The sequence below is a fragment of the Streptomyces thermolilacinus SPC6 genome (assembly GCF_000478605.2).
Taxonomy (GTDB): domain Bacteria; phylum Actinomycetota; class Actinomycetes; order Streptomycetales; family Streptomycetaceae; genus Streptomyces; species Streptomyces thermolilacinus.
Genome location: NZ_ASHX02000001.1, coordinates 1,281,887 through 1,306,644, shown reverse-complemented (window position 1 = coordinate 1,306,644; position 24,758 = coordinate 1,281,887). Strand labels below are relative to the sequence as shown.

Genomic DNA, 24,758 nt, shown 5'->3' with positions numbered 1-24,758 from the left:
GGTCGCAGTGACCGTGATCTCCGCGCCGGAGGACTTCCATGTGGACGATCTCTACGTGGACCTCCGGCCGACCCTCGACACGTCGGTCTACCTGAAGTGCGAGGGCTTCAACTTCGCCGGCTCCATCAAGCTGAAGGCGGCGGCGTCGATGATCGCCGACGCCGAGAGGAGAGGGGCGCTCACCGGCAACTCGGTCATTGTGGAGTCCTCGTCGGGGAACCTCGGTGTCGCCCTGAGCATGATCGCGGCCGACAAGGGCTACCGCTTCCTGTGCGTCACGGACACCCGCTGCAACCTGGTCACCCGGCGGCTGATGGAGGCGATGGGCGCCCAGGTGCACATCATCACCGAGCCCCATCCGGAGACCGGGTTCCTCGGGGCCAGACTCGACTACGTACGCCAGCTCTGCGCGTCCGACGACCGCCACCTGTGGCTGAACCAGCACGCCAATCCCCACAACTGGCTGGCCCACTACCGGACGACGGCCCCCTCCATCGCGACGCACTTCCCCGATCTCGACGTGCTGTTCGTCGGCGCGGGCACGACGGGCACGCTGATGGGCTGCGCGCGCTACTTCAAGGAGTCCGGCCGCCCGGTGACGGTGGTGGCCGTCGACTCGGTCGGCTCCGTCACCTTCGGCGGGCCGCCGGGGCTGCGGATGATCCCGGGCCTTGGGGCCGGTGTGCGACCGCAACTGCTCGACGAGTCGTTCGTGGACGACGTGGTGCACGTGCCGGAGGTGGAGGCGATCCGGGTCGCGCACCGGCTGGCGACGGTCGGCTTCCTGTTCGGCGGCTCCACGGGGACGGTCGTCGCGGGGGCCGCGGGCTGGCTGGCCGAGCACCGTCCGGACGGGCGGACCACGGCGGTGGCGATCTCGCCGGACCTGGGGGAGCGGTATCTGGACTCGGTGTACCAGACCAACTGGGTCAGTGAGATCTATGGCGCCCACGCACTGGACCGGGACGCGCTCCGGTCCAGCTGACGACCTCTCCTCGCAGGTCAGCACGGCTCCCGTCGCCCCCTGGTGACGGGAGCCGTGTCGTTGTGCCCGCCGGGCGACCGGGGCTTCGCCGGGCGCGGCCGCGCCCGAACGGGCGCCGATCCGGCCACCTCCCGGTCTTACGGTTGACGCATCTCACCATCACCTGTCATCGTTGACTTACACCCGTTGGGCGGTGATGACGATCCTGAAGGAGCTGGGACAGTGAAGAAGCAGCCGATCACCGTGAGGGTGGCGAGCTGGAGCGCCCTGAACCCGGGGCGTGCGATCGCCGCGTGGTTCGCGTTCGTGCTCCTGTGCCTCGCCGTGGGCATCTCGGTCGGCACCAACAGCGCGGTCGCCAAGGACTACCGGGTGGGCGAGTCCGGCCGCGCCGAGGCCATCGCGACCGAGGCGGGCCTGGAGCGCAAGCCGACCGAGCAGATCATGTTCAGTGCCAGGTCCGGCGAGCTGGACGAGGCGAAGGCCCGCGCGGCGGCCCAGGACCTCGGCGGCCGGATGAAGGGGCTGCCCGAGGTCCTGGAGGTCGACGAGCCGGTCCTCTCCGAGAACGGCCGGATGCTCATGGTCGAAGTGACCATGAAGGGCCCCAAGCGCGAGGCGATGAAGCACGTCGACCCGCTGCGCGAGCAGACGACCGCCGTGCAGAAGGCCAACCCCGACCTGATCGTCGAGGAGACCGGTGACGCATCGGTCAGCAAGGGCCTCAACAAGCAGCGCGGCGACGACCTCGCCAAGACCGAGATGATCACCTTCCCGATCACCCTGCTCACCCTGCTGATCGTGTTCGGCTCGCTCGTGATGGTCGGCGTCCCGCTGCTGCTGGCGGTCTCCTCGATCGCCGCCGCGGTCGGCCTGTCCATGGTGGTCTCGCACCTGATCCCCGACGCGGGCGTCGGCATGAACGTCATCCTGCTCATCGGCATGGCGGTCGGCGTCGACTACACGCTCTTCTACCTCAAGCGTGAACGCGAGGAGCGGGAGCAGGCGGCCGGCAGCCTCAGCCCGGAGGCCCTGGTCGGCATCGCCGCGGCGACCGCCGGACGCGCCATCGTCGTCTCCGGCCTCGCGGTGATCGTCTCCAGCGCCACCCTGTTCCTGGCCACCGACATCATCTTCTCCTCGCTGGCCACCGCGACCATCCTCGTCGTCTTCGTCGCGATGGTGAGCTCGGTGACCGTCCTGCCCGGCCTGCTGGTCAAGATCGGGCGGCGCACCGACCGCCGCGCCGCCCGCGCCGCGGAACGCGGCAAGCGGCTGCGCCAGCGCCATCCGGAGCGCACCGGCCGGATCTTCACCGCCCTGCTGAACCCGGCACGCAAGCGCCCGGTGGCCACCCTGGTCCTGTCCGCGCTGGTCATGGTGGGCATGGCGCTCCCCGCGCTCGGCATGGAGCTGCGCGTGCTGAACAAGGACACGCACTCCCGGGAGATCCCGGAGATGCAGACGTACGACAAGCTCAACGACGCCTTCCCGGACCGCCGTTCGGAGCACTGGGTCGTCGTCCGCGCCGACGGCGACCGGCGGGCCGAGGTCGCCACGGCCCTGGACGCGCTCGCCCAGCGGGCCAAGGCGGACCCGATGTTCTCCAAGAACCCGCCGGCCGTGCAGACGTCCGAGGACGGGCGGGTCAGCGTGATGACCCTGGCCGTGCCGCACCGCCTCAGCTCCCCCGAGGCGACCGGTTCCCTGGAGAACCTGCGCCAGGACTACCTGCCGGCCACGCTCGGCAAGGTGCAGGGCGCCGAGTACGGCGTGGACGGGCCGGTCGCGGTCGATGTCGACTACCTGGCGCACCAGGACGACAAGCTGCCGGTCGTCGTCGGGTTCCTGCTGCTGCTGACCTTCCTGATGACCGTGGTGGTCTTCGGCTCGGTGGTCATCGGCCTGGTGGGCGTCCTGCTCAACCTGCTGTCGGTCGGCGCGGCCTTCGGCCTGGTGGTCGTCTTCTTCCAGTGGGGCCTGGCCTCGACCGTCTTCGGGTTCGACGAGAGCGCCACGAGCGCCATCGGCTCGCGGGTGCCGCTGTTCCTCTTCGTGATCCTCTTCGGCCTGTCGATGGACTACCAGGTCTTCGTCGTCAGCCGCATCAAGGAGGCGGCGATGAACGGGATGCCGACCCGTCAGGCGGTCATGGAGGGCATCGAGAAGTCGGCCAAGGTCGTGACCAGCGCGGCCGTCGTCATGGTCACCGTGTTCGGCAGCTTCATGTTCCTGCACCTCGCCGAGATGAAGCAGATCGGCTTCAGCCTCGCGGTCGCCGTCGTGCTGGACGCCTTCATCATCCGGGTCATGATCCTGCCCTCGGCCCTGATCCTGCTGGGTGACGCCAGCTGGTGGCCCTCGAAGAAGACGCGGCGCGCGCAGGCCGCCGCCGCATCCGGAACCAGTGGTGGCCGGCCGGCCACCACGACCGCCCCGGCGGCTCGCCTCCGCTAGCCGCCGGTCCGAGGACGGGCGCCGGACCGGATCCCCCGCCGGTTCGGCGCCCGTTCCTCTTGGCCCCATACCATTCCGGTGCGCGAACGCCATCGAGATGGTATGTCCTCCGGCCGGGTGATGACTGGCAGAATTCCCAGCGGTTGCCGATAGTCATGGGGGTTCGGACTGTGGAGATCAACCTGCTGGGACCGCTTTACCTGAAGCGAGGACGCGAGCAGTACACGATGGTGTCGAAACGGGCGAGCGTCGTATTGACGCTGCTGTCGCTCTCGCCCGGGGCGCCGGTCCTCTTCGACCAGATCGTGGACGAGCTGTGGGCGGACCGTTCGATGGCCAATGCGCGCAACGCACTCCAGGCCAACGTCGGGCGGCTGCGCAAATTCCTGAAGATGGTGTCGGGCCTGGACGGCGACTCGCTCGTGCGAACGGTGGGCAGCGGTTACGTACTCGACATTCCGCCCAATGCTGTGGACGCGCACAGGTTTGTCGAGCTGGCCGACACGGGCGCCGCGCTCGCCCGGCACAATCCGGTCGAGGCCATGGCGCGGCTCGAAGAGGCGCTCATGCTCTGGCGCGGGCCCGCGCTCCTCGACACATGCGACGGTCTGCGGTGCCGTGTCCAGGCGGCCTGCCTGGAGGAGCGCCGGATCACCGCGTACGAGGACCTGACGGCGGTCAGGCTGCGGATCGACGCGGAGCGCGTCCCCCTGGCCGAGCTGCGGCAGCTGGCCCTTGAGCACTCCGGGCGCGAGCGGCTCAGCGAACTGCTGATGCTGGCGCTCTACCGGGACGGCCGGCAGGCGGAGGCCCTGGAGGTCTTCCACGGCGCGCGCCGCCGGCTGGCCGACGACCTCGGCCTCGAGCCGGGGCGCGGACTGCACCGCGCGTACCAGGCGATCCTGACGCAGGACGACGTCCTGGGGGAGCCGCGCCAGGCGCTGCTGCACGCGGGACAATAGGACGATCCCCGCCCAAGGGCCTGTTCCGTGCGATAGGTGTTCACGCGACATTATTCGGGGCAGGCCCTGTGAACTGTGCGTGGCGAAGGCGGTGGACGCCATCCGGGCGCCCTGTTAGCGTGTGAATCATCTTGGAAGTTTCATGCCAGGATTTCACATGTTGGGCATCAGTGCCGCGGGGGCGTTGTGAACATAGAGTTACGCCATGCCAGAATTGTGACCGTCATAGATCAGGTCGGGAGCATCTCCAAGGCGGCGTCGGAATTAAGTGTTCCGCAATCCAGCCTTACCGCACAGCTGAAACGCATAGAAGATGCGGTGGGCGGCCGGCTTTTCGTCAGATCTTCCTCCGGTGTCGTACCCACCTCGCTGGGTGAGCGGCTCATCCCGATGCTCACCGAACTGGTCCAGCGTGCCGACATGGTCGTCGTCGAGGCGGCGGCCCATGCCACCAAAGTCTTCCGGTTCGGGAATTCGGAATGGACGCCGCCGTCCCTGCACAGCGCCCTCCAGTCCTCGCTGCCCCGCACGGAGGTGCAGACCGAGACGCTCAGCCCCAGCGCCGCCGTGGACGCGGTGCGCCGCGGCTGGCTCAGCGCGGCGCTCGTGCCGTGCATGTCGCTCGTCGAGCCCGGCGACCGGGGCGAACCGGCCCTCGACACCGCCGTCATCGCGCGCGAACCGGTCTGGCTCGCCGTGCCCCAGGGCCACCCGCTGTCCGCCGAGCCGGCCCTGGAGGCCTGCCACCTCGCCTCCCTCAACTGGGTCCGCTACGCCCAGGACCACTGGTTCCACCCCATCGAGAAGCTGCTGTTCACCCGGTTCCCGCGCACGAAACCGGAGGTGCTGCACTACGCGGACGGCCACCACGAGGCGATGAACTGGGTACGGGACGCCAACGCGGCCGCCCTGACCACCCCGACCGGCGCCACCAGCGACGTGTCCCTGGTGCCGATCTCCGGCACGGAGAGCACCGAGATGGTGATGGTCTGGCGCAGCGGTTCCTTCGGCCGCGCCACCCTGGCCCGGCTCGTGGAGACGGTCCGCAGCTACTACTGCGCGTACGCCAGGACCATCCCGCGCTACTGGGCCTGGATGAAGGACAACCCCGCCGATTTCCCGGAGTTGCTCCGCTACCTCAGGACCGCTTGAGGCTGTCAGCCGGTCATCAGCCCGCTGTCAGGGGGGTTCGTCAGCATCGTCCGCATGACGACAGCGAACCGCGTGGACGCCGAAGGCCGTGCCACGATCAAGGAAATCATCTGCGACATCCTCGAGATCGACGCGGACGAGATGACCGACACCAGTCGCTTCAAGGAGGACCACGAAGCGGACTCGATGGGCGCCATCGAGATCCTCTCCCAGCTCGAGCGCGCCTTCGGGATCGACATCGACCAGGCCGAACTGGCCCGGATGGTGAACCTCGAAGGCGTCGTCACCGTCGTCGACGAAGCCGTGGCGGCCAAGGCGGCCTCCCACTAGGCATCGGCACCGGACGACGGGAGCGCAAGGTGTACGACAACGACCAGCGGCCGCCGCGCCGAGTGGTGATCACCGGGCTCGGCACCATCAGCAGCATCGGGCTCGGCGTCGCGGCCTTCCTGGACGGACTGCGGTCCGGACGCAGCGGGGTCAAGCCGATCACAGCCTTCGACACGACGGGTTTCGCGCACGCCAACGGGTGCGAGGTGGACGACTTCGACCCGGCCGAGTGGATCCGGCGCGTCGACCCCGACGAGCTGGGGCGGGCCACCCAGTTCTCGGTCGCCGCCGCCAACCTGGCGGTGGCGGACGCGGGCCTGTCCCTGGAGGAACTCCGGCAGCGCCGGGCGCTGGTCTCCGTCGGGACCACCGACGCGGAGGCCCGCGACCTGGACGGCCTCGTGGAGCTCCAGCTCAAGGAAGGCCCCGAGCAGCTGCCGCCCGGCGTGGTGCGCCGGGCGCAGGCGGGCCGGCTGTCCACCGGCATCGTGCGGGAGCTGGGCCTCACCGACGTCGAGGCCCTCACCATCCCCACCGCCTGCGCGGCCGGGAACTACGCCATCGGCAGCGGGTTCGACGCCATCCGCGGCGGCGAGGTGGAGGTCGCGCTGTGCGGCGGCGCCGACGCGGTGTGCCGCAAGACGTTCGCCGGGTTCTACCGGCTCGGCACCATCGCGCCCGAGGTGTGCCAGCCGTTCGACAAGGACCGCAAGGGCATCCTCACCGGCGAGGGCGCGGGCATCCTCCTGATGGAGAGCCTCGAATCGGCGCGGGCCCGCGGCGCCCGCGTCTACGCCGAGGTGCTCGGGTACGGCCTGAACTGCGACGCCCACCACCCGGTCGCACCCGACCAGGGCAGCCTCGCCCGGTGCATGGAGGTCGCGCACCGCAACGCCGGGGTGAAGCCCGAGGACATCGACTTCATCTCGGCTCACGGCACCGGCACCCGGGCCAACGACGTGACCGAGGCCGGGGCCATCCGGCAGGTCTTCGCCGCGCCCCCGCCGACGATCTCCATCAAGTCCATGATCGGCCACTCCATGGGCGCGGCCAGCGCCCTCGCCTCCGCCGCCTGCGCGCTCGCCCTCACCGAGGGCTTCATCCCGCCCACCATCAACCACCGGGAGACCGACCCGGAGTGCGGCCTGGACTGCGTGCCGAACGAGGCGCGGCCCGCCGAACTGAACGTCGTCCAGAACAACGCGCTCGCCTTCGCGGGCAACAACGCCGTGCTGATCTTCGGCCGCTACCGGGAGGCGGAGTGATGTCCCCACTGGTCCTCTCCGCCTGGTCGGCGGTCTCTCCGTACGGCGTCGGCAGCGCGTCCTTCAGCGAAGGGATCAACGCCGGACGCAGCGCCGTCGGGACGCTGGACCGCGCCGCGTACCCCGGCCCCTTCGAGCGCGGCGGTCTGGTCCCGGACTTCACCGCCGCGCAGTACGTCGGCAGGAAGGGCACCCGGACGATGGACCGGGTGACCGCCCTCGCCGTCACCGCGGTCGGCAGGCTGCTGGCGTCCTGCGACGCCGAACCGGCCCGGCGGCCCGAGGAGACCGCCCTCGTCCTCGGCACCGGCTCCGGCAGCGTCCAGAGCATCATGGACTTCACCCGCGACTCCTTCGCGAGTGAGCGGCCGTACCACGTCGACCCGGCCCGCATGCCGAACACCGTGATGAACCGGGCGGCCGGGCAGAGCGCCATCTGGCACGGCATCAAGGGGCCCAACACGACGATCGCGGGCGGCTGGCTCACCGGGCTGCTCGCCCTGAGCTACGCGGTGCGGCTGCACCGCGGCGGGCACTGTGCCCGGGTGCTGTGCGGCGCCGCCGAGGAGTACTCCGTCCAGCGGGCCTGGCTCGAATGGCACGGCCGCACCGCCGAGGAGCGGTCCGCGCCGCTCGGCGAGGGCAGCGCGGTGTTCCTGCTGGAGACGCCCGAGGACGCGGCGGCCGCCGGGCGGTCCCCGCTGGCCCGCGTCCGGTCGACCCGCTTCCGGGCGTTCGGGGAGCAGGGCGAGGCCCGCGCGGCCCTCGCCGCCTGCGTACGCGACGCCCTGGAGACGACCGGTGTGGCCGCCGAGGACGTGCGCCTGGTGGCCCCGCTCGGGGCCGGTGGCGAACTCGCCGCCCTGGAGGAGGCCGGTGTCACCGACGCGCTCGGCGCGACGGACCCCCGCTGGGTCCGCTGCCGGCCCTTGCTCGGCGACACCTCCGCCGCCTCCACCAGCCTGCAACTCGCCGCGGTCCTCGCCTCCGCCGGCGGGCAGGGCCTCGCCTCCGGCGAAGCCGCCCTGGTCACCGGCATCGAACGCGACGGCACCGTCGGCTGCGCCCTGCTCACGGGCGCGTAGGCCGCACGGCCGACCGCCACCGGCGCCGGCGCCGACGGGTGCGCGCCCGCCCCGCTCACCGGCGCGTGGGCCGCACCCCGGCGCACACCGGCCCGCCCGGCCGTGCCATGGGCGCGCGGCGGGCCGCGAGCGAGCCGGGCCGGTGCCGTGAGCCGTGCCGTGGCGGGGCCCGGAGGTCCCAGCGCCCGGCGGACGGCAGTCCCCGGTGGTCGGCAGCCCCTGGGCGGCCGGGCGCCCCAGGCGCCCAGCCCTCGGGCGGTCTCGTCCCCCGGCGGTCGGGAGCACAAGTCGCCCAGTCCCTGGGCGGTCTCGGCCCCCCGGCTCGGCCTCCGGGGTCGCCGCCCCCGGGGTCCGGACCCCAAGGCGGTCTCAGCTTCCCCGCACCCACAGCCCCCCGCAGCCACAGTCCCGGCCGTCCCAGCCAACGAGGAGACATCAGCAATGTCCGCAAACGACCGCCCCGTCGCCCTGGTGACCGGAGGCTCCCGGGGGATCGGCCGCCATGTGGTGACCCGGCTCGCCCGGGACGGGTACGACGTGGCGTTCTGCTACCAGTCGAACAAGGAGGCCGCCGACGCCGTGGCCGAGGAGGCCACAGCGGCCGGGGCGCGGGTGTACACGGCGCAGGTCGACGTGGCCCGGCACGACGCCGTACGCGGCTTCGTACGCGACGGCGAGAAGGCGCTCGGTCCGCTGCACACGGTCGTCTCCTGCGCCGGGATCGTCCGCGACAACCCGCTGGTGATGCTGTCCGAGGCCGACTGGGACGCGGTGCTGCGGGTCAACCTCGACGGCACGTACAACGTCTGCAAGGCGGCCGTCTTCGCCATGATGAAGCGCCGTACCGGATCGGTGATCACCCTGTCCTCCGTCGCCGGGGTGTACGGCAACGCCACGCAGACGAACTACTCGGCCACCAAGGCCGGGATCATCGGGTTCACCAAGGCGCTGGCCAAGGAGTCCGGCCGCTACGGCATCCGCGCCAACGCCGTCGCCCCCGGCTTCATCGAGACCGACATGCTCTCCGGCCTCGCCGACGACCACGTCGCGAAGATGACCGAGCGCATCCCGCTCAGGCGGTTCGGCCGGCCCGAGGAGGTCGCCGATCTGGTCGCCTTCCTGGCCTCGGACCGCGCCTCCTACATCACCGGCCAGGTCTTCGGCATCGACGGCGGCCTCGTCGTCTGACGCCACCACCCCACGGAGGAAAGCGGACACCGCCATGCCCAAGAAGAACAAGACACCACGCTTCTACTTCTCCCTGCGCAGCCCGTACTCCTGGCTCACGCACATGGAACTGACGGGCCGTCACCTCGAGCTGGTCGACCGGCTCGAGTGGGTGCCGTGCTTCGAACCGGACGCCGAGAGCACCCGCCTCCTCGCCGAGCAGGGCGGCAGCTTCCCGTACTCGGAGATGTCCCGCGAGAAGAACCGCTACGTCCTCCAGGACGTGGGCCGGCTCGCCAAGGACCGCGGCATCACCGTGACCTGGCCCGTCGACCGCGGGCCGGTGTGGGAGGTGCCCCACCTCGGCTACCTGGTCGCCGCCCGCGAGGGGCGCGGCCAGGAGTACATCGCCGCCTGCTACCGGGCCCGCTTCGGCGAGGGCCGCGACATCTGCGACCGCGACGTCATCGCCGCCATCGGCGCCGGGCTCGGCCTCGACGGACGGCGCGTCGCCGACGCGAGCGACGACCCCGATCTGCGCGCCGAAGGCGTGCGCGCCCTGCTCCACGTGTACGAGGACGGCGTCTTCGGGGTGCCGTTCTTCGTGCACGGCTTCACCCGCTTCTGGGGCCTGGACCGGTTCGACGCCTTCGTCGAGCACCTGCGCACCAAGGCCCGGCCCGCCACGTCCGTACCGGAACCGGTCGTCGGCGCGGCCGGCCTCGGCAGGTCGGCCGACGACGGGCACGCCGGCGGCTGCGGCTGACCCGCCGGGCCGGGGCGCGCGTCAGCTCGCGGTCAGCCCGCTGTCAGCGCGCTCGTCGACGATCGACGGGTGAACTCGATGACCTTCGCTAGGGGATTGGTATGACGACTCACGTCCACACGGCCGGCCTGCCGCTCACCGCCGGGCAGAAGGACATCTGGTTCGACGAGAAGCTGTCCGGTGGCGGTGCCTCCTACAACACCGCCATCTACTGGGACATCCGCGGCCCGCTCGACCGGCGGCTCTTCCGCGCCGCGCTGGAACGGCTCGTGGAGGAGTCCGAGTGCCTGCGCGCCCGCTTCACCGACGTCGAAGGCGAGCCCCGGCAGTTCATCGAGGAGCTCGACGAGCTGCCGCTGACCGTCACCGACGTCAGCGACGCCGACGACCCCGCGGAGGCGGCCCGGGAGATGATCCGCGCCGACCTCCGCGTACCGCTCGTGCCGACGGCCGTCCCGTACGTGCCGCTGTTCCGGCTGAGCGTGTTCACCCTCGCCGAGGACCGCACGTTCTTCTGCCTCCTCAACCACCACCTGGTCTCCGACGGGTTCAGCTACGTCATCTACTGGCAGCGGCTGTCCGCCATCTACGCGGCGATGCTCGCCGGAACCTCCCTCGACGAGGGCCGCTTCCCGCCGCTGAGCACCCTGATCGACGCCGAGGCCGCCTACGGCGAGTCGCCGCGCGCCGAGCGCGACCGCGGCTACTGGGAGGAACGATTCGCCGACCGCCCCGAGCCCGTCAGCCTCGCCACCCGCGACGCCGAACCGGCCCAGGCGTTCCGGCGCGAGAACACCGTCCTGCCCGAGCGGACCGCCGACCGGCTGCGCGACGTCGCCTGGGACGCCCGCGTCACCTGGCAGACCGTCCTGGTCGCCGCGCTCGGCGCCTACACCGGGCGGATGCTCGGCACCGGCGACGTCATGCTGTCCCTGCCCGTGACCGCCCGGGCCGGCGGCACGATGCAGGGGATACCCGGCATGGTGGTCAACTACGTGCCGCTGCGGCTCCCCGTGACGCCCGGCATGACCCGCGGCGACCTGCTCACCGCGACGTACCAGGCCTTCTCCCAGGCGCTCAAGCACCAGCGCCACAGGGTCAGCCGCATCCGCCGCGCCATGGGCCTGGCCAGCGACGACCGGCGGCCGTTCGGCCCGTTCATCAACATGATGCCGCAGATCGAGAAGCTGGCCATCGGCCCCTGCGACGCCATCATGTACAACACCTCCACCGGCCTCGTCGACGACCTGGAGTTCACCGTCGCCGACAAGGGCGCCGACGGCATCGGCGTCGACCTCAGCGGCAACGAGTCCCGGTACGGGCAGGCCGAGGTGCGCGCCCACCTGCGCCGCTTCACGGACTTCCTCGAGCGTTTCGTCACCATCGCCGCCGACGTGCAGCTGGACACACTCGACCTGCTGGCGCCCGGAGAGGCCGGCCTGCTCGACGCCGCCCTGACCGGTCCCGTACGCGCCGAGCCCTACCGCGGCGTCGTCGAGCGCGTACGGGACCACGCCGCCGACCGCCCCGACGCACCGGCCGTCACCGACGACGGCGGCACCCTGACGTACGCGCAGCTCGCCGGGGCCTCCAGCGCCCTGTCCCGCCGCCTCACCGGCGGCACCGGCCCGGTGGCCCTGCTCACCGAACCGGGACGCGACTTCATCACCGCCGAGCTCGGCGTGCTCGGCTCGGGCCGCGCCTTCCTGCCGCTCGACCCGCGCGCCCCGCTGGCCCGCCTCACCGGCCTGCTCACCGACAGCGGCGCCACCTGCGTGCTGGCCGACACCACGCACCAGGCCCTCGCGCGGCAGGCGGCCGGTGACCTCCCCGTGCTCCTCCTCGACGGCGCCCAGGACCCCGCCGACGACCTCGCCCCCGTCGTGGGCGGCCCGCTGGACCTCGCGTACGTCATCTACACCTCCGGCTCCACGGGCAAGCCCAAGGGCGCCATGGTGCAGCGCGGCGGCATGGTCAACCACCTGCTCGCCAAGGTCGAGGAGCTGGGCCTGGACCACACCGACGCGCTCGTCCACAACGCGCCCGTCACCTTCGACGTCACCGTCTGGCAGACCCTGACCGCCCTGCTCGTCGGCGGCCGCGTCCGCGCCGTCCCCCGGGACGCCGCCGCCGACCCGGACGCCCTGTTCGGCGTCATCGCGGACGAGAGCCTCACCGTCCTGGAGGTCGTGCCCTCCCTGCTGCGCGCCACCCTGGACGCCTGGGACACCACCGGGAACGCGCCCCGGCTGCCCGCCCTGCGCTGGATGATCTCCAACGGCGAGGCGCTCCCCGCCGACCTGTGCGCCCGCTGGTTCGCCCGCCACCCGCACATCGCGCTGGCCAACGTCTACGGCCCCACCGAGTGCTCCGACGACGTCACCCACGCCTACGCGCGCACCGCCGCCGACGTGCGGGCCGACGACGCCTCCATGCCCATCGGGCGGCCGCTGCGCAACACCCGGCTGTACGTCCTCGGCGACGACCTGCGCCCCGTCCCGCAGGGCGTCCCCGGCGAACTGTTCATCGCCGGTGCGGGCGTCGGCCGCGGCTACCTCGGCGACCCCGGCCGGACGGCCACCACCTTCGTACCCGACCCGTTCGCCGCCGACGGCACCCGCATGTACCGCACCGGCGACCAGGTGGTGCTCCTCGCCGACGGGCAGCTGCTGTTCACCGGGCGCCGCGACCACCAGGTCAAGATCCGGGGCCAGCGCATCGAGCTGGGCGAGGTCGAGTCCGCCCTCCGCGCGCTGCCGGACGTCTCGGACGCCGTGGCCGCCGCCGTCACCGACCCGGCCGGGCACCAGAGGCTGGTCGGCTACGTCGTGACCGGCGCCGACACGGCCGCCGTACTCGAGCGGCTCGCCGACGTGCTGCCCGAGCACATGGTGCCGTCGCTGCTGCTCGCCCTGGACGAGCTGCCGCTGACCCCGCACGGCAAGGTCGACCGCAAGGCGCTGCCCGCCCCCGACTTCGCCACCACCCACACCGGGGGCGCGCCCCGCTCCGACGCGGAGCGCATCCTGTGCGAGGTGCTCGCCGAGGTCCTCGGCCTGCCCCGGATCGGTGTGGACGACAGCTTCTTCGCCCTCGGCGGGGACAGCATCAGCGCCATCCAGGTCGTCAGCCGCGCCCGCAAGGCCGGACTGGCCGTCACCTCCCGGGACGTCTTCCAGCACCGCACCCCCGCCGCCATCGCGGCCGTCGCCCGGCTGACGGGCCGACGGGCGGACGCGGTCGTCGAGGACGGCGTCGGCGAGATCCCGCTGACCCCCGTCATCGACCAGTTCCGCGGTGAGGTCTCCCACCTCCCCGCCGCCGCCCGCCAGTACGCCCAGTACGCGACCGTCTCCGTCCCCGACGGCGCCGACCCGGCCCGCCTGGAGACCGTCATCGGCGCCCTCCTCGACCGGCACGACGCGCTGCGCATGCGGCTCACCGCGCCCGTACCGGGCCTGTGGAACCTGGAGGCGCTCCCGCCGGGCTCCGTCGCCGCCTCGGACGTGTTCGGCACGGTCCTGGTGCCGGCCGGCGCCGACCCGGACACGGCCCTCGCCGAGCAGGTCGAGGCCGCCCGCGGCGAGCTGAGCCCCGAGGACGCCAGGCTGGTGCGGGCCGTGCTCATCGACGCCGGACCCGCCGAGCCGCGCAGGCTCCTGCTCGTCATCCACCACCTGGCCGTCGACGGGGTGTCCTGGCGCATCCTGCTCGGCGACCTGGAGACGGCCTGGCAGGCCGTCGCCGCGGGACGGGACATCCGCCTCGACCCCGTCCCCACCTCGTACCGGCGCTGGGCACGCACCCTCACCGACCACGCGCGCACCGCATCCCGCGTCGCCGAACTGCCGCTGTGGGACGCGCAGTCCGAAGGCGATGCCGTCGAGGTCGGCGAGCGTCCCCTCGACCCCGCCCGCGACGTCCACGGCACCGCGGGCAGGCTGCGGATCGAACTGCCCGCCGACCGCACCGCGGCCGTCCTCGGCCGCGTGCCCGCCGCCTTCCACGCCGAGGTCAACGAGGTCCTGCTCACCGGACTCGCCCTCGCCCTCACCGACCACGACCGCCGCCTCACCGGCCGGGCCGCGACCCGGGCCCTCGTCGAGCTGGAGGGCCACGGCCGCGAACACCTCGGGGACGGCACCGACCTGTCCCGCACGGTCGGCTGGTTCACCAGCGTCTTCCCCGTCGGCCTCGACATCGGTGAGCTCGACCGGACGTCCGTGTGGGACGGCGGCGACGCCTGCGGCACCGCGCTCAAGCGGGTCAAGGAGACCCTGCGCGCCCTGCCCGACCACGGCTTCGGCCACGGACTGCTGCGCCACCTCAACCCCCAGACCGCCGCCGCCCTCGCCCGCCGCACCACCCCCCGCGTCGGCTTCAACTACCTGGGCCGCTTCAGCGCGGGCGCGGACGGCGACTGGTCCATGCGGGCCGGCGCCTCCGGCCTGACCGCCGCGCCCGAGACCCCGCTGCGGCACGTCCTGGAAGTCGTCGCGATGACCGAGGACCGCCCCGAGGGCCCCGTCCTCGTCGCCGAGTGGACCTGGGCGGGCGGCCTCCTCGCCGAGGACGACGTCCGGCGCGTCGCCGACGACTGGTTCCGCGCCCTCGACGCGCTCGCCGCACACGCCGCCCGGCCCGGCGCGGGCGGCCGCACCCCTTCCGAGTTCCCGCTGGTCACCGTCGGCCAGTCGGAGATCGAGGCGTACGAGAGGGACATCGACGGGCTCCAGGACATCCTGCCGCTCTCCCCGCTCCAGCGCGGCCTGCTCTTCCAGGCGCAGTTCGACCGGCACGGCGTGGACGCCTACACGCTCCAGGTCGTCATGGACGTCGACGGTCCGCTCGACCGGACCGCGCTGCGCGCCGCCGTCGCCGCCCTCTTCGACCGGAACCCCGGCCTGCGGGCCGCGTTCCGCGAGCGGGACACCGGCGACCCGGTCCAGCTCGTGCCCGCCGCCGTCGAACCGCCGTGGACCGAGGTCGATCTGACCGGTGTTCCCGCGGCGGACATCGACGCCGAGGTGAAGCGCCTCACCGACGAGGAGTGGCTGCACCGCTTCGACGTCACCCGGGCCCCGCTGACCCGCTTCACGGTCTACCGGCTCGGCGACACGCGGCACCGCGTCGTGTGGACCGCCCACCACATCCTGGTCGACGGCTGGTCGCTCTCCGCCGTCCTAGCCGAGGAGCTGGTCACCCTCTGGTCCAACGGCGCCGACCCGTCCGCGCTGCCACCCGTCGCCCCCGTACGGCACTACCTGGAGTGGTCCGCCGCCCAGGACAAGGCGGCCGCGCGGGAGGCCTGGCAGAAGGAGCTGGCGGGCATCGACGAGCCGACCCGGCTCGGCCCCGCCGACCGGAGCCGCGTGTCCGTGCTGCCCGAGACGCTCACCGTCGAGCTGCCCCGGGCGCTGACCGACACCGTGACCGCCTGGGCGCACGCCAACAACCTGACGATGAACACCGTCGCGCAGGGCTGCTGGGCCGTCGCCCTCGGGAGGCTCACCGGCCGCCACGACGTCACGTTCGGCGCCGTCGCGTCCGGACGCCCCGAGGAGCTCCCCGACGTCGAGCAGATGGTCGGCGCCTTCATGCACACCCTTCCCGTACGGGTGAGGCTGGACCCGTCGCTGACCCTCGAGGCGATGCTCGCCGACCTCCAGGAGCGCCAGCTCCGCCTGGAGCGGCACCAGCACCTCGGCCTCGCCGACGTCCAGCAGGGCGCCGGGATCGGCGAACTGTTCGACACGGTCGTCAGCTTCCACAACTACCCCTCCGGCGTGCTCGACCGCATCGGCGAGCGCGTCCCCGGGCTGAGCATGCGCGCCTGGGAGGCCCGGGTCATCGCCGAATACCCGCTCGCCCTCGGCGTGTTCCCCGGCTCGCGGACCGGTGAGCCGATGCGCCTGGAGGCCCAGTACCGGCCCGACATCTTCGGCGCCGACGAGGCCGAAGCGGTCCTCCGCAGGTTCACCCGCGTCCTGGAGACCCTCGCCGCCGCACCCGGCACCACGCTCGGCACCCTCGACGTGCTCGGCGCAGACGAGCGCCGCCTGCTGCTCGACGACTGGTCCGGCGCGGCCGCCACGGCCCGGACGGCCACCACGCGGGCCACCGACGTCTTCGAGGCACGCGCCGCCGCCGCGCCGCACAAGGAGGCCGTCGTCCTCGGCGCCGAGCAGGTCGGCTACGCGGAGCTCGACGCCCGCGCCAACCGCCTCGCGCGGCTCCTCGTGGACCGGGGCGTGGGCCCCGAGCAGATCGTCGCCGTGATGCTGCCGCGCACCCCCGAGATGGTGGTGGCCGCCCTCGCGGTCCTCAAGGCGGGCGCCGCGTACCTGCCCGTCGACTCCGCCTACCCCGCCGACCGGGTCGCCTACATGCTCGACGACGCCCGCCCGGTCGTCCTGCTCACCGACACGGCGACCGCGGGACGCACGGCCGGCCTCGGGGCCGACACCCTCGTCCTCGACGAACCCGGCACCGCCGAGCGGCTCGCCGCACTGCCCGGCACGGTCCTCACCGACGCCGACCGGGTGCGCCCGCTGCGGCCCGGGCACCCGGCGTACGTCATCTACACCTCCGGCTCCACCGGCCGGCCCAAGGGCGTCGTCGTGGCGCACACAGGGCTGCTGGGCATGGTCCACAGCCTCGTCGAACGCTTCGGACTCGACACGGACACCCGCGTGCTCCAGTTCGCGTCCTTCAGCTTCGACGCCTCCGTCTGGGAGTTCATGCTGGCGCTGCTCACCGGCGGCACCCTGGTCATCGCCGACGAGGAGTGCCGCACCCCCGGCGCGCCCCTCGTGGACCTGATCAACCGCGAGCGGATCAACCTCGCCGGTCTGCCGCCCGTCGTCGTCGGCGGACTGCCCGAGGGCAGCACCCTCCCCGCCGACCTGCGGCTGGCCGTGGCGGGCGAGGCCGTCCCCGCCGAGATCGTCGAGCGCTGGTCCGCCCACGTCCGGCTGTACAACGGCTACGGCCCCACCGAGGCCGTCGTCAGCTCCACCGTCAGCGGCCCGCTCTCGGGCACCGGACGCCCGCCCATCGGCAGGCCCACCACCGCCCACCGCGTCCACGTCCTGGACCGTCACCTGCGGCCCGCGCCCATCGGGGTCGTGGGGGAGCTGTACGTCGGCGGCGGCCTCGCCCGCGGCTACCTGGCCCGCCCCGGGCTCACCGCCCAGCGGTTCGTGGCCGACCCGTTCGGTCCCGCGGGGGAGCGCCTGTACCGCACCGGCGACCTGGTGCGCTGGCTGCCGGACGGCGAACTGGACTACGTCGGCCGCGCCGACGACCAGATCCAGCTCCGCGGCTTCCGCGTCGAGCTCGGCGAGATCACCTCGGCGCTGCTGGCGCAGAAGGGCATCGAGCAGGCCACCGTGATCGTCCGTGAGGACGAGGCGGGCGACCGCCGCCTGGTGGCGTACGTCGTGGCCGCCGACCCCGCCGCGCTGTCCGACTCCTCGCTCAGCGGCACCCTGCGCGACCGGCTCGCCCAGTCGCTGCCCGACTACATGGTGCCCTCGGCGGTCGTCGCCCTGGAGGCCATGCCGCTCACCCCGCAGGGCAAGCTCGACCGCAAGGCGCTGCCCGCGCCCGACCTCGCGGGGGCGGCGCGCGGCCGCAGCCCGCGCACCCCCGTCGAAGAGATCCTCTGCGGCCTGTTCGCCGACATCCTGTCCGTACCGCACGTCTCCATCGACGACGACTTCTTCGAGATCGGCGGGCACTCGCTGCTGGCGACCCGGCTGGTCAGCCGCGCCCGCACCGCCCTCGGGGTCGAGCTGCCGATCCGCGCCCTGTTCGAGGCGCGGACCGTCAGCGCCCTCTCGGCCGTCGTCGAGGCCGCCGCCCACGCCCGGCCGCCCCTGCGGCCCGCCCCGAAGGACACGGAACGCCCCCTGTCCTTCACCCAGCAGCGGCAGTGGTTCCTCAACCGCCGCGAGGAGCGCGCCGACGGCACGTACAACACGCCGATGGCCTTCCGCCTGACGGGCCGTCTGGACACCGCCGCCCTCCAGGCCGCCCTGACCGACGTGGCCGAGCGGCACGAGGTCCTGCGGACCGTCATCCCCGACACCGACGGCGTGCCGTCGCTGCGGGTGCTCGACGCGCGCACCGGAGGGCCCGCGCTCAAGGCCCGCACCGTCACCGAGGAGGGGCTGACCGACGCGCTGGCCGCCGAGGCCGACCAGGGCTTCGACCTCACCACCGAACCGCCGCTGCGCGTACGGCTGCTGTCCACCGGTCCGGACGAGTGCGTGCTGCTGCTGGTCTTCCACCACATCGCGTTCGACGGCTGGTCCATCGTGCCGCTGCTCACCGACCTGTCCACCGCCTACCGGGCCCGGTGCTCCGGGCGCGCCCCGCAGTGGGCGCCGCTGCCCGTGCAGTACGCCGACTTCGCTGTCTGGCAGCGCGAGATGCTCGGCTCCGAGGACGACCCGGACAGCGTCGTGTCGGGGCAGCTCGCCTTCTGGCGGGACGCCCTCGCGGGCCTGCCGGATGAGCTGGCCCTGCCGACCGACTTCCCGCGCCCCGAGGTGGCCGGGTCCTCCGGTGACGTGGTGATGTTCGACCTGGAGCCCGAACTGCGCGGCGCGCTGGTCGACATCGCCCGGCAGACCGGGACGACCGAGTTCATCGTCTTCCAGGCCGCCCTGTCCGCGCTGCTGACCCGGCTGGGCGCCGGGACCGACATCCCGCTGGGCGTCTCGGTCGCCGGACGCACCGACGAAGCGCTCAACGACCTCGTCGGCATGTTCATCAACTCCCTGGTCCTGCGCGGCGACACCAGCGGCGACCCCACCTTCCGCGAGCTGCTCGACCGGCTCCGGGAGACCGACCTCGCCGCCTACTCCCACCAGGACGTGCCGTTCGACCAGGTCGTCGACGCGCTCAAGCCGGCCCGTACGCTGTCCAGGCACCCGCTGTTCCAGGTGGTGCTGAGCGTGCAGAGCCACGGTGACCAGCCGCTGGCGCTGCCCGGCCTCACCGTCAGGCCCGAGTACGTGGGCTCCGACCGGGCCAAGCTCGACCTGGTCATGGAACTGCTGCCGTGGCCCGGCGAGAGCGGCATGCGAGGCCTGTTCAACTACAGCACCGACCTGTTCACCCGGGCCACCGCCGAGCGCATGGTCGCCCAGTTCCAGCAGGTGCTGCGCACGGTGGCGGCCGACCCCGACGTCCGGCTCAGCGGCCTGGAGCTGTTGACCGGCGAGGAGCGGGAGCGGGTGCTGCGCACCTGGAACGACACCGCCCACGACCTGCCGCCGGCGACGCTGCCCGACCTGTTCGCCGACCGGGTCGCCCGTACCCCGGACGCGCCCGCCGTCGGGACGGGCGCCCACGCCCTGACGTACGCCGACCTCGACGCCCGCTCCCACCGGCTGGCCCGCCACCTGATCGCGTCGGGGGCCGGCCCCGAGCAGGTCGTCGCCGTGGCGGTGCCCCGGCCCGCCGACCGGGCGGTGGCCGTGCTGGCGGTCCTCAAGGCGGGCGCGGCCCACGTGCCGCTGGCGGCGGACGAACCGGCGGGCCGGATCAAGGCCCTGTTCGCCGACACCCGCCCGGTGTGCGTCCTGACCACGGCGGGCCTCGCGGGGCGGCTCCGCAGCACCGGCGTGACCACCGTGGTCCTCGACGGACCCGAGGTGCGCGCGGGCTCGGCCGCGCCGGTGACCGACGCCGACCGCACGAGCCCGCTGCGGCCCGAGCACGCCGCCTACCTCATCCGCGCCGAGGCGGCGGCGGGCCGCCCGCGCGGCACCGTGGTGGAGCACCGGGCGGCCGCGGGCCACCTGGCGTGGGCGCTGGAGACCGGGGCGGCCGCGTCGACGGCCGGCCTGTTCGGCCCGCTGCTCGCCGGCACCGGCGTCCCGGCCGATGAGCCGCTGCCGCTGGACTGGGCGACTCCGCCGACGTTCACCACCGGCAGGGGAGCCTGGAACACCCGGGCGTACGTCCTGGACGAGTGGCTCACCCCCGTACCGCCCGGCGTGACCGGCGATCTGTACATCGGCGGCTCCCACCTCGCCCGCGGCTACGCGGGCCGCCCCGGCGCCACCGCGGAGCGGTTCGTGGCCGACCCGTTCGGCCCGGCGGGCTCGCGGCTCCACCGGACCGGTGTGCGGGTGAAGTGGGACACGGAGGGCAACCTGCTGGCGCCCGACGCCTCGACCGCCCCGGAGTCCCGTCCGGACACGTCCTCCGGGGGGACGGCCGCACAGCGGCTGAGCCCGGAGGAGGAGGTGCTGTGCGGAATCGTGGCGGACGTGCTGGGCGTGGAGTCGTTCGGCGCCGAGGAGAACTTCTTCGAGGCGCGGGGGGCGAGCATGGACAGTATGAAGTCGCTGCGCCTGGTGAGCCTGGCGCGCAAGGCGGGGCTGGGCGTCAGCATCGCGGACGTCTTCGTCCACCAGACGGTCCGCGCCCTGGCGGCCACCCTGACGGCGGAGCCGCCGACGGCCCCGGCGCCCCCGCCGGAACCGGCCCCCGCGCCCGTGACCGCCCCCGCGCCGACCCGCCGTCACAGCACCCGCGTCATGGCGGACGCCATCGACGAGACGGACCGCCTCGGCCACGCCGACCCGTTCGCCCCGGTGCTGTGCATCAAGCCGACCGGCAGCCGCCCGCCCGTCTTCTGCCTGCACAGCGGCGTCGGGTTCGCCCTGTCGTACCTGCCGCTCGCCCGTCACATCGGCGAGGAGTACCCGCTGTACGGCATCCAGGCGCCCTGCGTCGTCACCGGCGGGCCGCTGCCCGGCAGCATCGAGGAGATCGCGGCCGACTACATCCGGATGATCAAGGAGGTGCGGCCCGAGGGGCCCTACCACCTGCTCGGCTGGTCCCTCGGCGGACTGCTCGCCTACGAGATCGCCGTCCAGCTCCGGCTGGCCGGGGACGAGGTCGGCCTGGTCGCCAACCTGGACTCCTACCCGCGCACCGGCGTCAGCGACGAGCGGGACGAACAGAGACTGCTCGCCTGGCTCCTGGAGGGCATCGGGCACCACCGGTCCGAATTCGGCGACCGCGACCTCGTCGTCGGGGACGTCCTCGACGCGCTGCGGCGCGACAACAGCCCGATGGCACGCATGGGGGAGCAGCGCATGACCCGCATGGTGGACCTGATGATCCACCACCAGTCGCTCAACACCGCGTATCGGCCGCGCGACTTCGACGGCACGATGCAGCTCTTCCTCGCCGAGCGGTCGACGTGGGGCGAGGCGGGCACCGGCCAGGTGGAGAAGGGCCCCGACAAGGACCGGCTCTGGAAGCCGTACTTCAGCGGTGACCTGCGCGTCCACCGGCTCGCCTGCACCCACGACGACATCCTCGCCCCCGGTCCGCTCGCCGAGCTCGGCCCGGTCGTCGCCGCCGAACTGGACCGGCTCCACCAGCAGCGGAACGGACGTGACGGGTCATGACAACAGCGACGTACACCGGAACCGGCCGTCCCGGCGCTCTGGCCGCCGTGCTCACCGAGGTCCTCGCCGTCACCGGCCGCCGGCTGCACCACCTGCGCAGGGCACCGGGGCGCGTGATCGGCGTGGCGCTCAGCCCGCTCGTGTCGATGGTGATGCTCGGCTACCTCTTCCGGGACGCCATCAGGCTCCCCGCGGGCGGCGAGTACAGCGAGTACGTCTTCGCGGGCGGCGCCGTCCAGGTCGCCCTCGCCTGTGTCGGGCCCACCGCGATCTCGGTCGCCATGGACTTCAAGGGGGGACTGGTCGACCGGTTCCGGTCCCTGCCCATCAGCCGGTCCGCGGTGCTCTTCGGGCACACCCTCGCGGACCTGCTGGTGGGGCTCCTCGGACTGGCGGTCGTCACCGGCGCCGGGCTGCTGCTCGGCTGGCGGACACGCACCGGGATCCTGCCGACGCTCGCCGGGTTCGGGCTCGTCGCGCTCTTCGTGTACGTGATGCTGTGGGTCGGCGTCCTGCTGGCGGTGACCCTGCGCAACGTGGAGACCATCAGCGTCGTCACCCCGTTCATCGTCGTGGTCCTGCCGTTCCTTTCCAACGCCTTCCTCGCCCCCCAGTCCATGCCCGCGCCGATCCGCCCCATCGCCGAGTGGAACCCGGTCAGCTCCGTCATCGCGGCCTGCCGCGAGCTGTGGGGCAACCCGGCGACGACGGGGGGCAGCTTCCCCGCCGAGCACCCGGTGGCCGTGGCCGCCGTGACGCTGGGCGTGCTGTTCGCCGTCTGCTCCGTCGTGAGCCTTCGCCGCTACCGCACCGCGGGCTCCTGAACCCGCCGCCTGGAGGAGAACCAGCCATGACCACGCAGCAGCCCGCGCCCGCGGGCGCGACCGGCACCACACCGCCACCCCCGCTCGGCGCGTACGACCTCACCGACCCGCAGACGTTCCTCGACACCGACCCGCACGCCCTGTGGCGCCGGTTCCGCACCGAGAGCCCCGTCCACTGGCACGCGACCGACACCCCCGTCCCCGGTTTCTGGGTGATCTCCACATACGCCGACGTCGTCACCCTCTACCGGGACAACAAGCAGTTCACCTCCGAGCAGGGCAACGTGCTGGCCACCCTGCTCCAGGGCGGGGACTCCGCCTCCCGCAAGATGCTCGCCGTCACCGACGGACCGCGCCACAGCGAGATCCGCAACGTGATGCTCAAGTCGTTCTCGCCGCGCGTCCTGGAACCCGTCGTCGCCGGTGTCCACCGCCGCACCCGGGAACTGGTCGCACAGGCCCTGGAACGCGGCGAACTGGACTTCGTCACCGACGTCGCCGACCACATCCCGATCAACACGATCGGCGACCTCATGGACGTCCCCGCCGCCGACCGCGACCGGCTCGTCGAGTGGAACACGCAGACCCTGTCCCGGCACAGCTCCGAGGACAGCGTGCTCGACGAGGTGGTGGCCCGGAACGAGATCCTGCTCTACTTCTCCGAACTGGCCGCCGAACGCCGCCGCAACCCCGGCGACGACGTCATCAGCGCCCTCGCCACCGCGACCGTCGACGGCAAGCCGCTGTCGGAGGACGAGATCGTCTTCAACTGCTACAGCCTCATCCTCGGCGGTGACGAGTCCAGCCGCATGTCCTCCATCGGCGGCCTCATCGCGTTCTCCGAGAACCCCGAGGAGTGGCGCAGGCTCAAGGACGGCGAGGTCACCGTCGAGAGCGCCACCGAGGAGGTGCTGCGCTGGACCACCCCCGCCATGCACTTCGGACGCCGCGCCCTCGTCGACGTACCCGTCCGCGACCAGGTGATCCGGGCCGGGGACGTCATCACCCTGTGGAACAGCTCGGCCAACTTCGACGAGGACGTCTTCGACGACCCGTACCGCTTCGACATCGGCCGCACACCCAACAAGCACGTGGCGTTCGGGCACGGGCCGCACTTCTGCCTCGGGGCCTTCCTCGGCCGGGTCCATGTCAACGCCATGGTCGACGCGCTGCGCACCATGGTCTCCGGCATCCGGCTCCAGGGCCCGCCGCAGCGCCTCTACTCCAACTTCGTGCACGGGTACAGCGGACTGCCCGTCGCCCTCACCGCCGAACCGGCGACGCCGGCCGCGGCGGGGAAGGTGACGGGGTGACATGGGGGACGCCGGGATGCGGGAGGAGAGACGGACGGCGGGCGGCACCACCCTCGCCGTCCTGCACATCGAGGAGCACGCCGGGTCACGGGACACCGGCGGGCTCGCCGAGGCGCGCCACCGGGTGGAGGAGCTGCTCACCACGTGCGGCGCGGTGATGCTGCGCGGGCTCGGTGTGGCCGACGCCGACGCGTTCCACCGGGCCGTCACCGTCTTCGGCGACCCGCTGATCGACAGCTACCGGGGCGGGAACACCCCGCGCGTGACGGTCGCCGACGGCGTCTTCACGTCGACCGAGTACCCGGCGCGCTTCGACATCTCGCTGCACAACGAGCTGTCCTACGCCCACCGCTGGCCCAGCCGGCTGTTCTTCTGCTGCCTGGTGGCGCCGGAGACCGGCGGGGCCACCCCGGTCTGCGACGGCCACGCCCTGCTGGAGGACCTCGACCCGGGGGTCAGGGAGCGCTTCGAGTCGGGCGTCGTCTACCGGCAGCACCTGCACGGCGGGCTGGGGCTCGGCAAGTCGTGGCAGGACACCTTCGAGACCGGTGACCGCGGTGTGGTCGAGGAGTTCCTGGAGGCGTCGGAGGCGGAGTACCGCTGGACCCCCGAGGGCGGCCTGCGCGTCAGCCAGCACCGCCCGGGCATCCGCGTGAACCCGCTCAGCGGCCGGGGCGTCTGGTTCAACCAGGCCGACCAGTGGCACCCGTCGAACCTGCCGGGCGACGAGGGCGAGACGCTGCTGTCGCTGATCGGCGACGTCGACGACCTGCCGCACTGGGTGACGTACGGCGACGGCACGCCCATCCCGGAGGAGGACCTCGCCGAGGTGCGGGCGGCCGCGGCGCGCAACAGGCTCGTCGAGCCGTGGCGGCCCGGCGACATCATGATCGTCGCCAATATGTCGGTGCTGCACGGGCGGGAGGCGTACACGGGACCCCGCAAGGTCGTCGTCTCGATGACGTGACCCACGCCTGTGCCGCGTACGGAGGCCCGGTCGCCGCGACCGGGCCT

13 protein-coding genes are annotated in these 24,758 nt (G+C 72.8%); all 13 read left to right on the top strand.

Translation table 11 applies throughout. The features are described 5' to 3' along the window. The first annotated feature begins 7 nt into the window (after positions 1-7). A complete protein-coding gene (sbnA, locus tag J116_RS05365; protein WP_028963711.1) occupies positions 8-985 on the top strand; it encodes a 2,3-diaminopropionate biosynthesis protein SbnA in 978 nt (325 codons plus the stop codon). Positions 986-1,207: 222 nt separating this feature from the next. After that, positions 1,208-3,442 (top strand): MMPL family transporter, encoded by a 2,235-nt coding sequence (locus J116_RS05360; RefSeq protein ID WP_023586062.1) that lies wholly within the window; start codon positions 1,208-1,210, stop codon positions 3,440-3,442. Between the two features lie 155 nt (positions 3,443-3,597). After that, complete coding sequence (locus J116_RS05355; RefSeq protein ID WP_235617312.1) at positions 3,598-4,404, top strand: AfsR/SARP family transcriptional regulator; 807 nt, start codon at positions 3,598-3,600, stop codon at positions 4,402-4,404. A gap of 186 nt (positions 4,405-4,590) precedes the next feature. Further along, complete coding sequence (locus J116_RS05350) at positions 4,591-5,556, top strand: LysR family transcriptional regulator (protein WP_028963708.1); 966 nt, start codon at positions 4,591-4,593, stop codon at positions 5,554-5,556. 54 nt (positions 5,557-5,610) lie between these two features. Next, positions 5,611-5,886, top strand: a complete 276-nt coding sequence (locus J116_RS05345; protein ID WP_028963707.1) for an acyl carrier protein — start codon at positions 5,611-5,613, stop codon at positions 5,884-5,886. A gap of 29 nt (positions 5,887-5,915) precedes the next feature. After that, on the top strand, positions 5,916-7,151 hold the full coding sequence (locus J116_RS05340) for a beta-ketoacyl-[acyl-carrier-protein] synthase family protein (RefSeq protein ID WP_023586058.1): 1,236 nt from the start codon (positions 5,916-5,918) through the stop codon (positions 7,149-7,151). Continuing rightward, positions 7,151-8,236: a beta-ketoacyl synthase N-terminal-like domain-containing protein gene (locus J116_RS05335; RefSeq protein ID WP_023586057.1), complete on the top strand. Its 1,086-nt coding sequence runs from the start codon at positions 7,151-7,153 to the stop codon at positions 8,234-8,236. Before J116_RS05340 ends, J116_RS05335 begins: the two co-directional genes overlap by 1 nt. 441 nt (positions 8,237-8,677) lie before the next feature. Next, positions 8,678-9,424 carry a 3-oxoacyl-[acyl-carrier-protein] reductase gene (gene fabG, locus J116_RS05330; protein ID WP_023586056.1) on the top strand — a complete coding sequence of 249 codons (747 nt, stop codon included), beginning with the start codon at positions 8,678-8,680 and terminating at the stop codon, positions 9,422-9,424. Positions 9,425-9,458: 34 nt separating this feature from the next. Continuing rightward, on the top strand, positions 9,459-10,169 hold the full coding sequence (locus J116_RS05325) for a 2-hydroxychromene-2-carboxylate isomerase (RefSeq protein WP_023586055.1): 711 nt from the start codon (positions 9,459-9,461) through the stop codon (positions 10,167-10,169). A gap of 101 nt (positions 10,170-10,270) precedes the next feature. After that, positions 10,271-21,607 carry a non-ribosomal peptide synthetase gene (locus J116_RS05320; protein ID WP_051203423.1) on the top strand — a complete coding sequence of 3,779 codons (11,337 nt, stop codon included), beginning with the start codon at positions 10,271-10,273 and terminating at the stop codon, positions 21,605-21,607. Continuing rightward, on the top strand, positions 21,604-22,431 hold the full coding sequence (locus tag J116_RS05315) for an ABC transporter permease (protein ID WP_023586053.1): 828 nt from the start codon (positions 21,604-21,606) through the stop codon (positions 22,429-22,431). Before J116_RS05320 ends, J116_RS05315 begins: the two co-directional genes overlap by 4 nt. A 26-nt stretch (positions 22,432-22,457) precedes the next feature. Continuing rightward, positions 22,458-23,744 (top strand): cytochrome P450, encoded by a 1,287-nt coding sequence (locus J116_RS05310; RefSeq protein ID WP_023586052.1) that lies wholly within the window; start codon positions 22,458-22,460, stop codon positions 23,742-23,744. Position 23,745: 1 nt separating this feature from the next. Continuing rightward, a complete protein-coding gene (locus J116_RS05305; RefSeq protein WP_023586051.1) occupies positions 23,746-24,711 on the top strand; it encodes a TauD/TfdA family dioxygenase in 966 nt (321 codons plus the stop codon). The last annotated feature ends 47 nt before the right edge of the window (positions 24,712-24,758 follow it).

Coding starts and splice junctions, on each gene's coding strand:
- J116_RS05355 (WP_235617312.1), top strand. CDS start 3,598: ATGGGGGTTCGGACTGTGGAGATCAACCTGCTGGGACCGCTTTACCTG.
- J116_RS05320 (WP_051203423.1), top strand. CDS start 10,271: ATGACGACTCACGTCCACACGGCCGGCCTGCCGCTCACCGCCGGGCAG.
- J116_RS05335 (WP_023586057.1), top strand. CDS start 7,151: ATGTCCCCACTGGTCCTCTCCGCCTGGTCGGCGGTCTCTCCGTACGGC.
- J116_RS05305 (WP_023586051.1), top strand. CDS start 23,746: ATGGGGGACGCCGGGATGCGGGAGGAGAGACGGACGGCGGGCGGCACC.
- J116_RS05310 (WP_023586052.1), top strand. CDS start 22,458: ATGACCACGCAGCAGCCCGCGCCCGCGGGCGCGACCGGCACCACACCG.
- J116_RS05325 (WP_023586055.1), top strand. CDS start 9,459: ATGCCCAAGAAGAACAAGACACCACGCTTCTACTTCTCCCTGCGCAGC.
- J116_RS05315 (WP_023586053.1), top strand. CDS start 21,604: ATGACAACAGCGACGTACACCGGAACCGGCCGTCCCGGCGCTCTGGCC.
- J116_RS05345 (WP_028963707.1), top strand. CDS start 5,611: ATGACGACAGCGAACCGCGTGGACGCCGAAGGCCGTGCCACGATCAAG.
- fabG (WP_023586056.1), top strand. CDS start 8,678: ATGTCCGCAAACGACCGCCCCGTCGCCCTGGTGACCGGAGGCTCCCGG.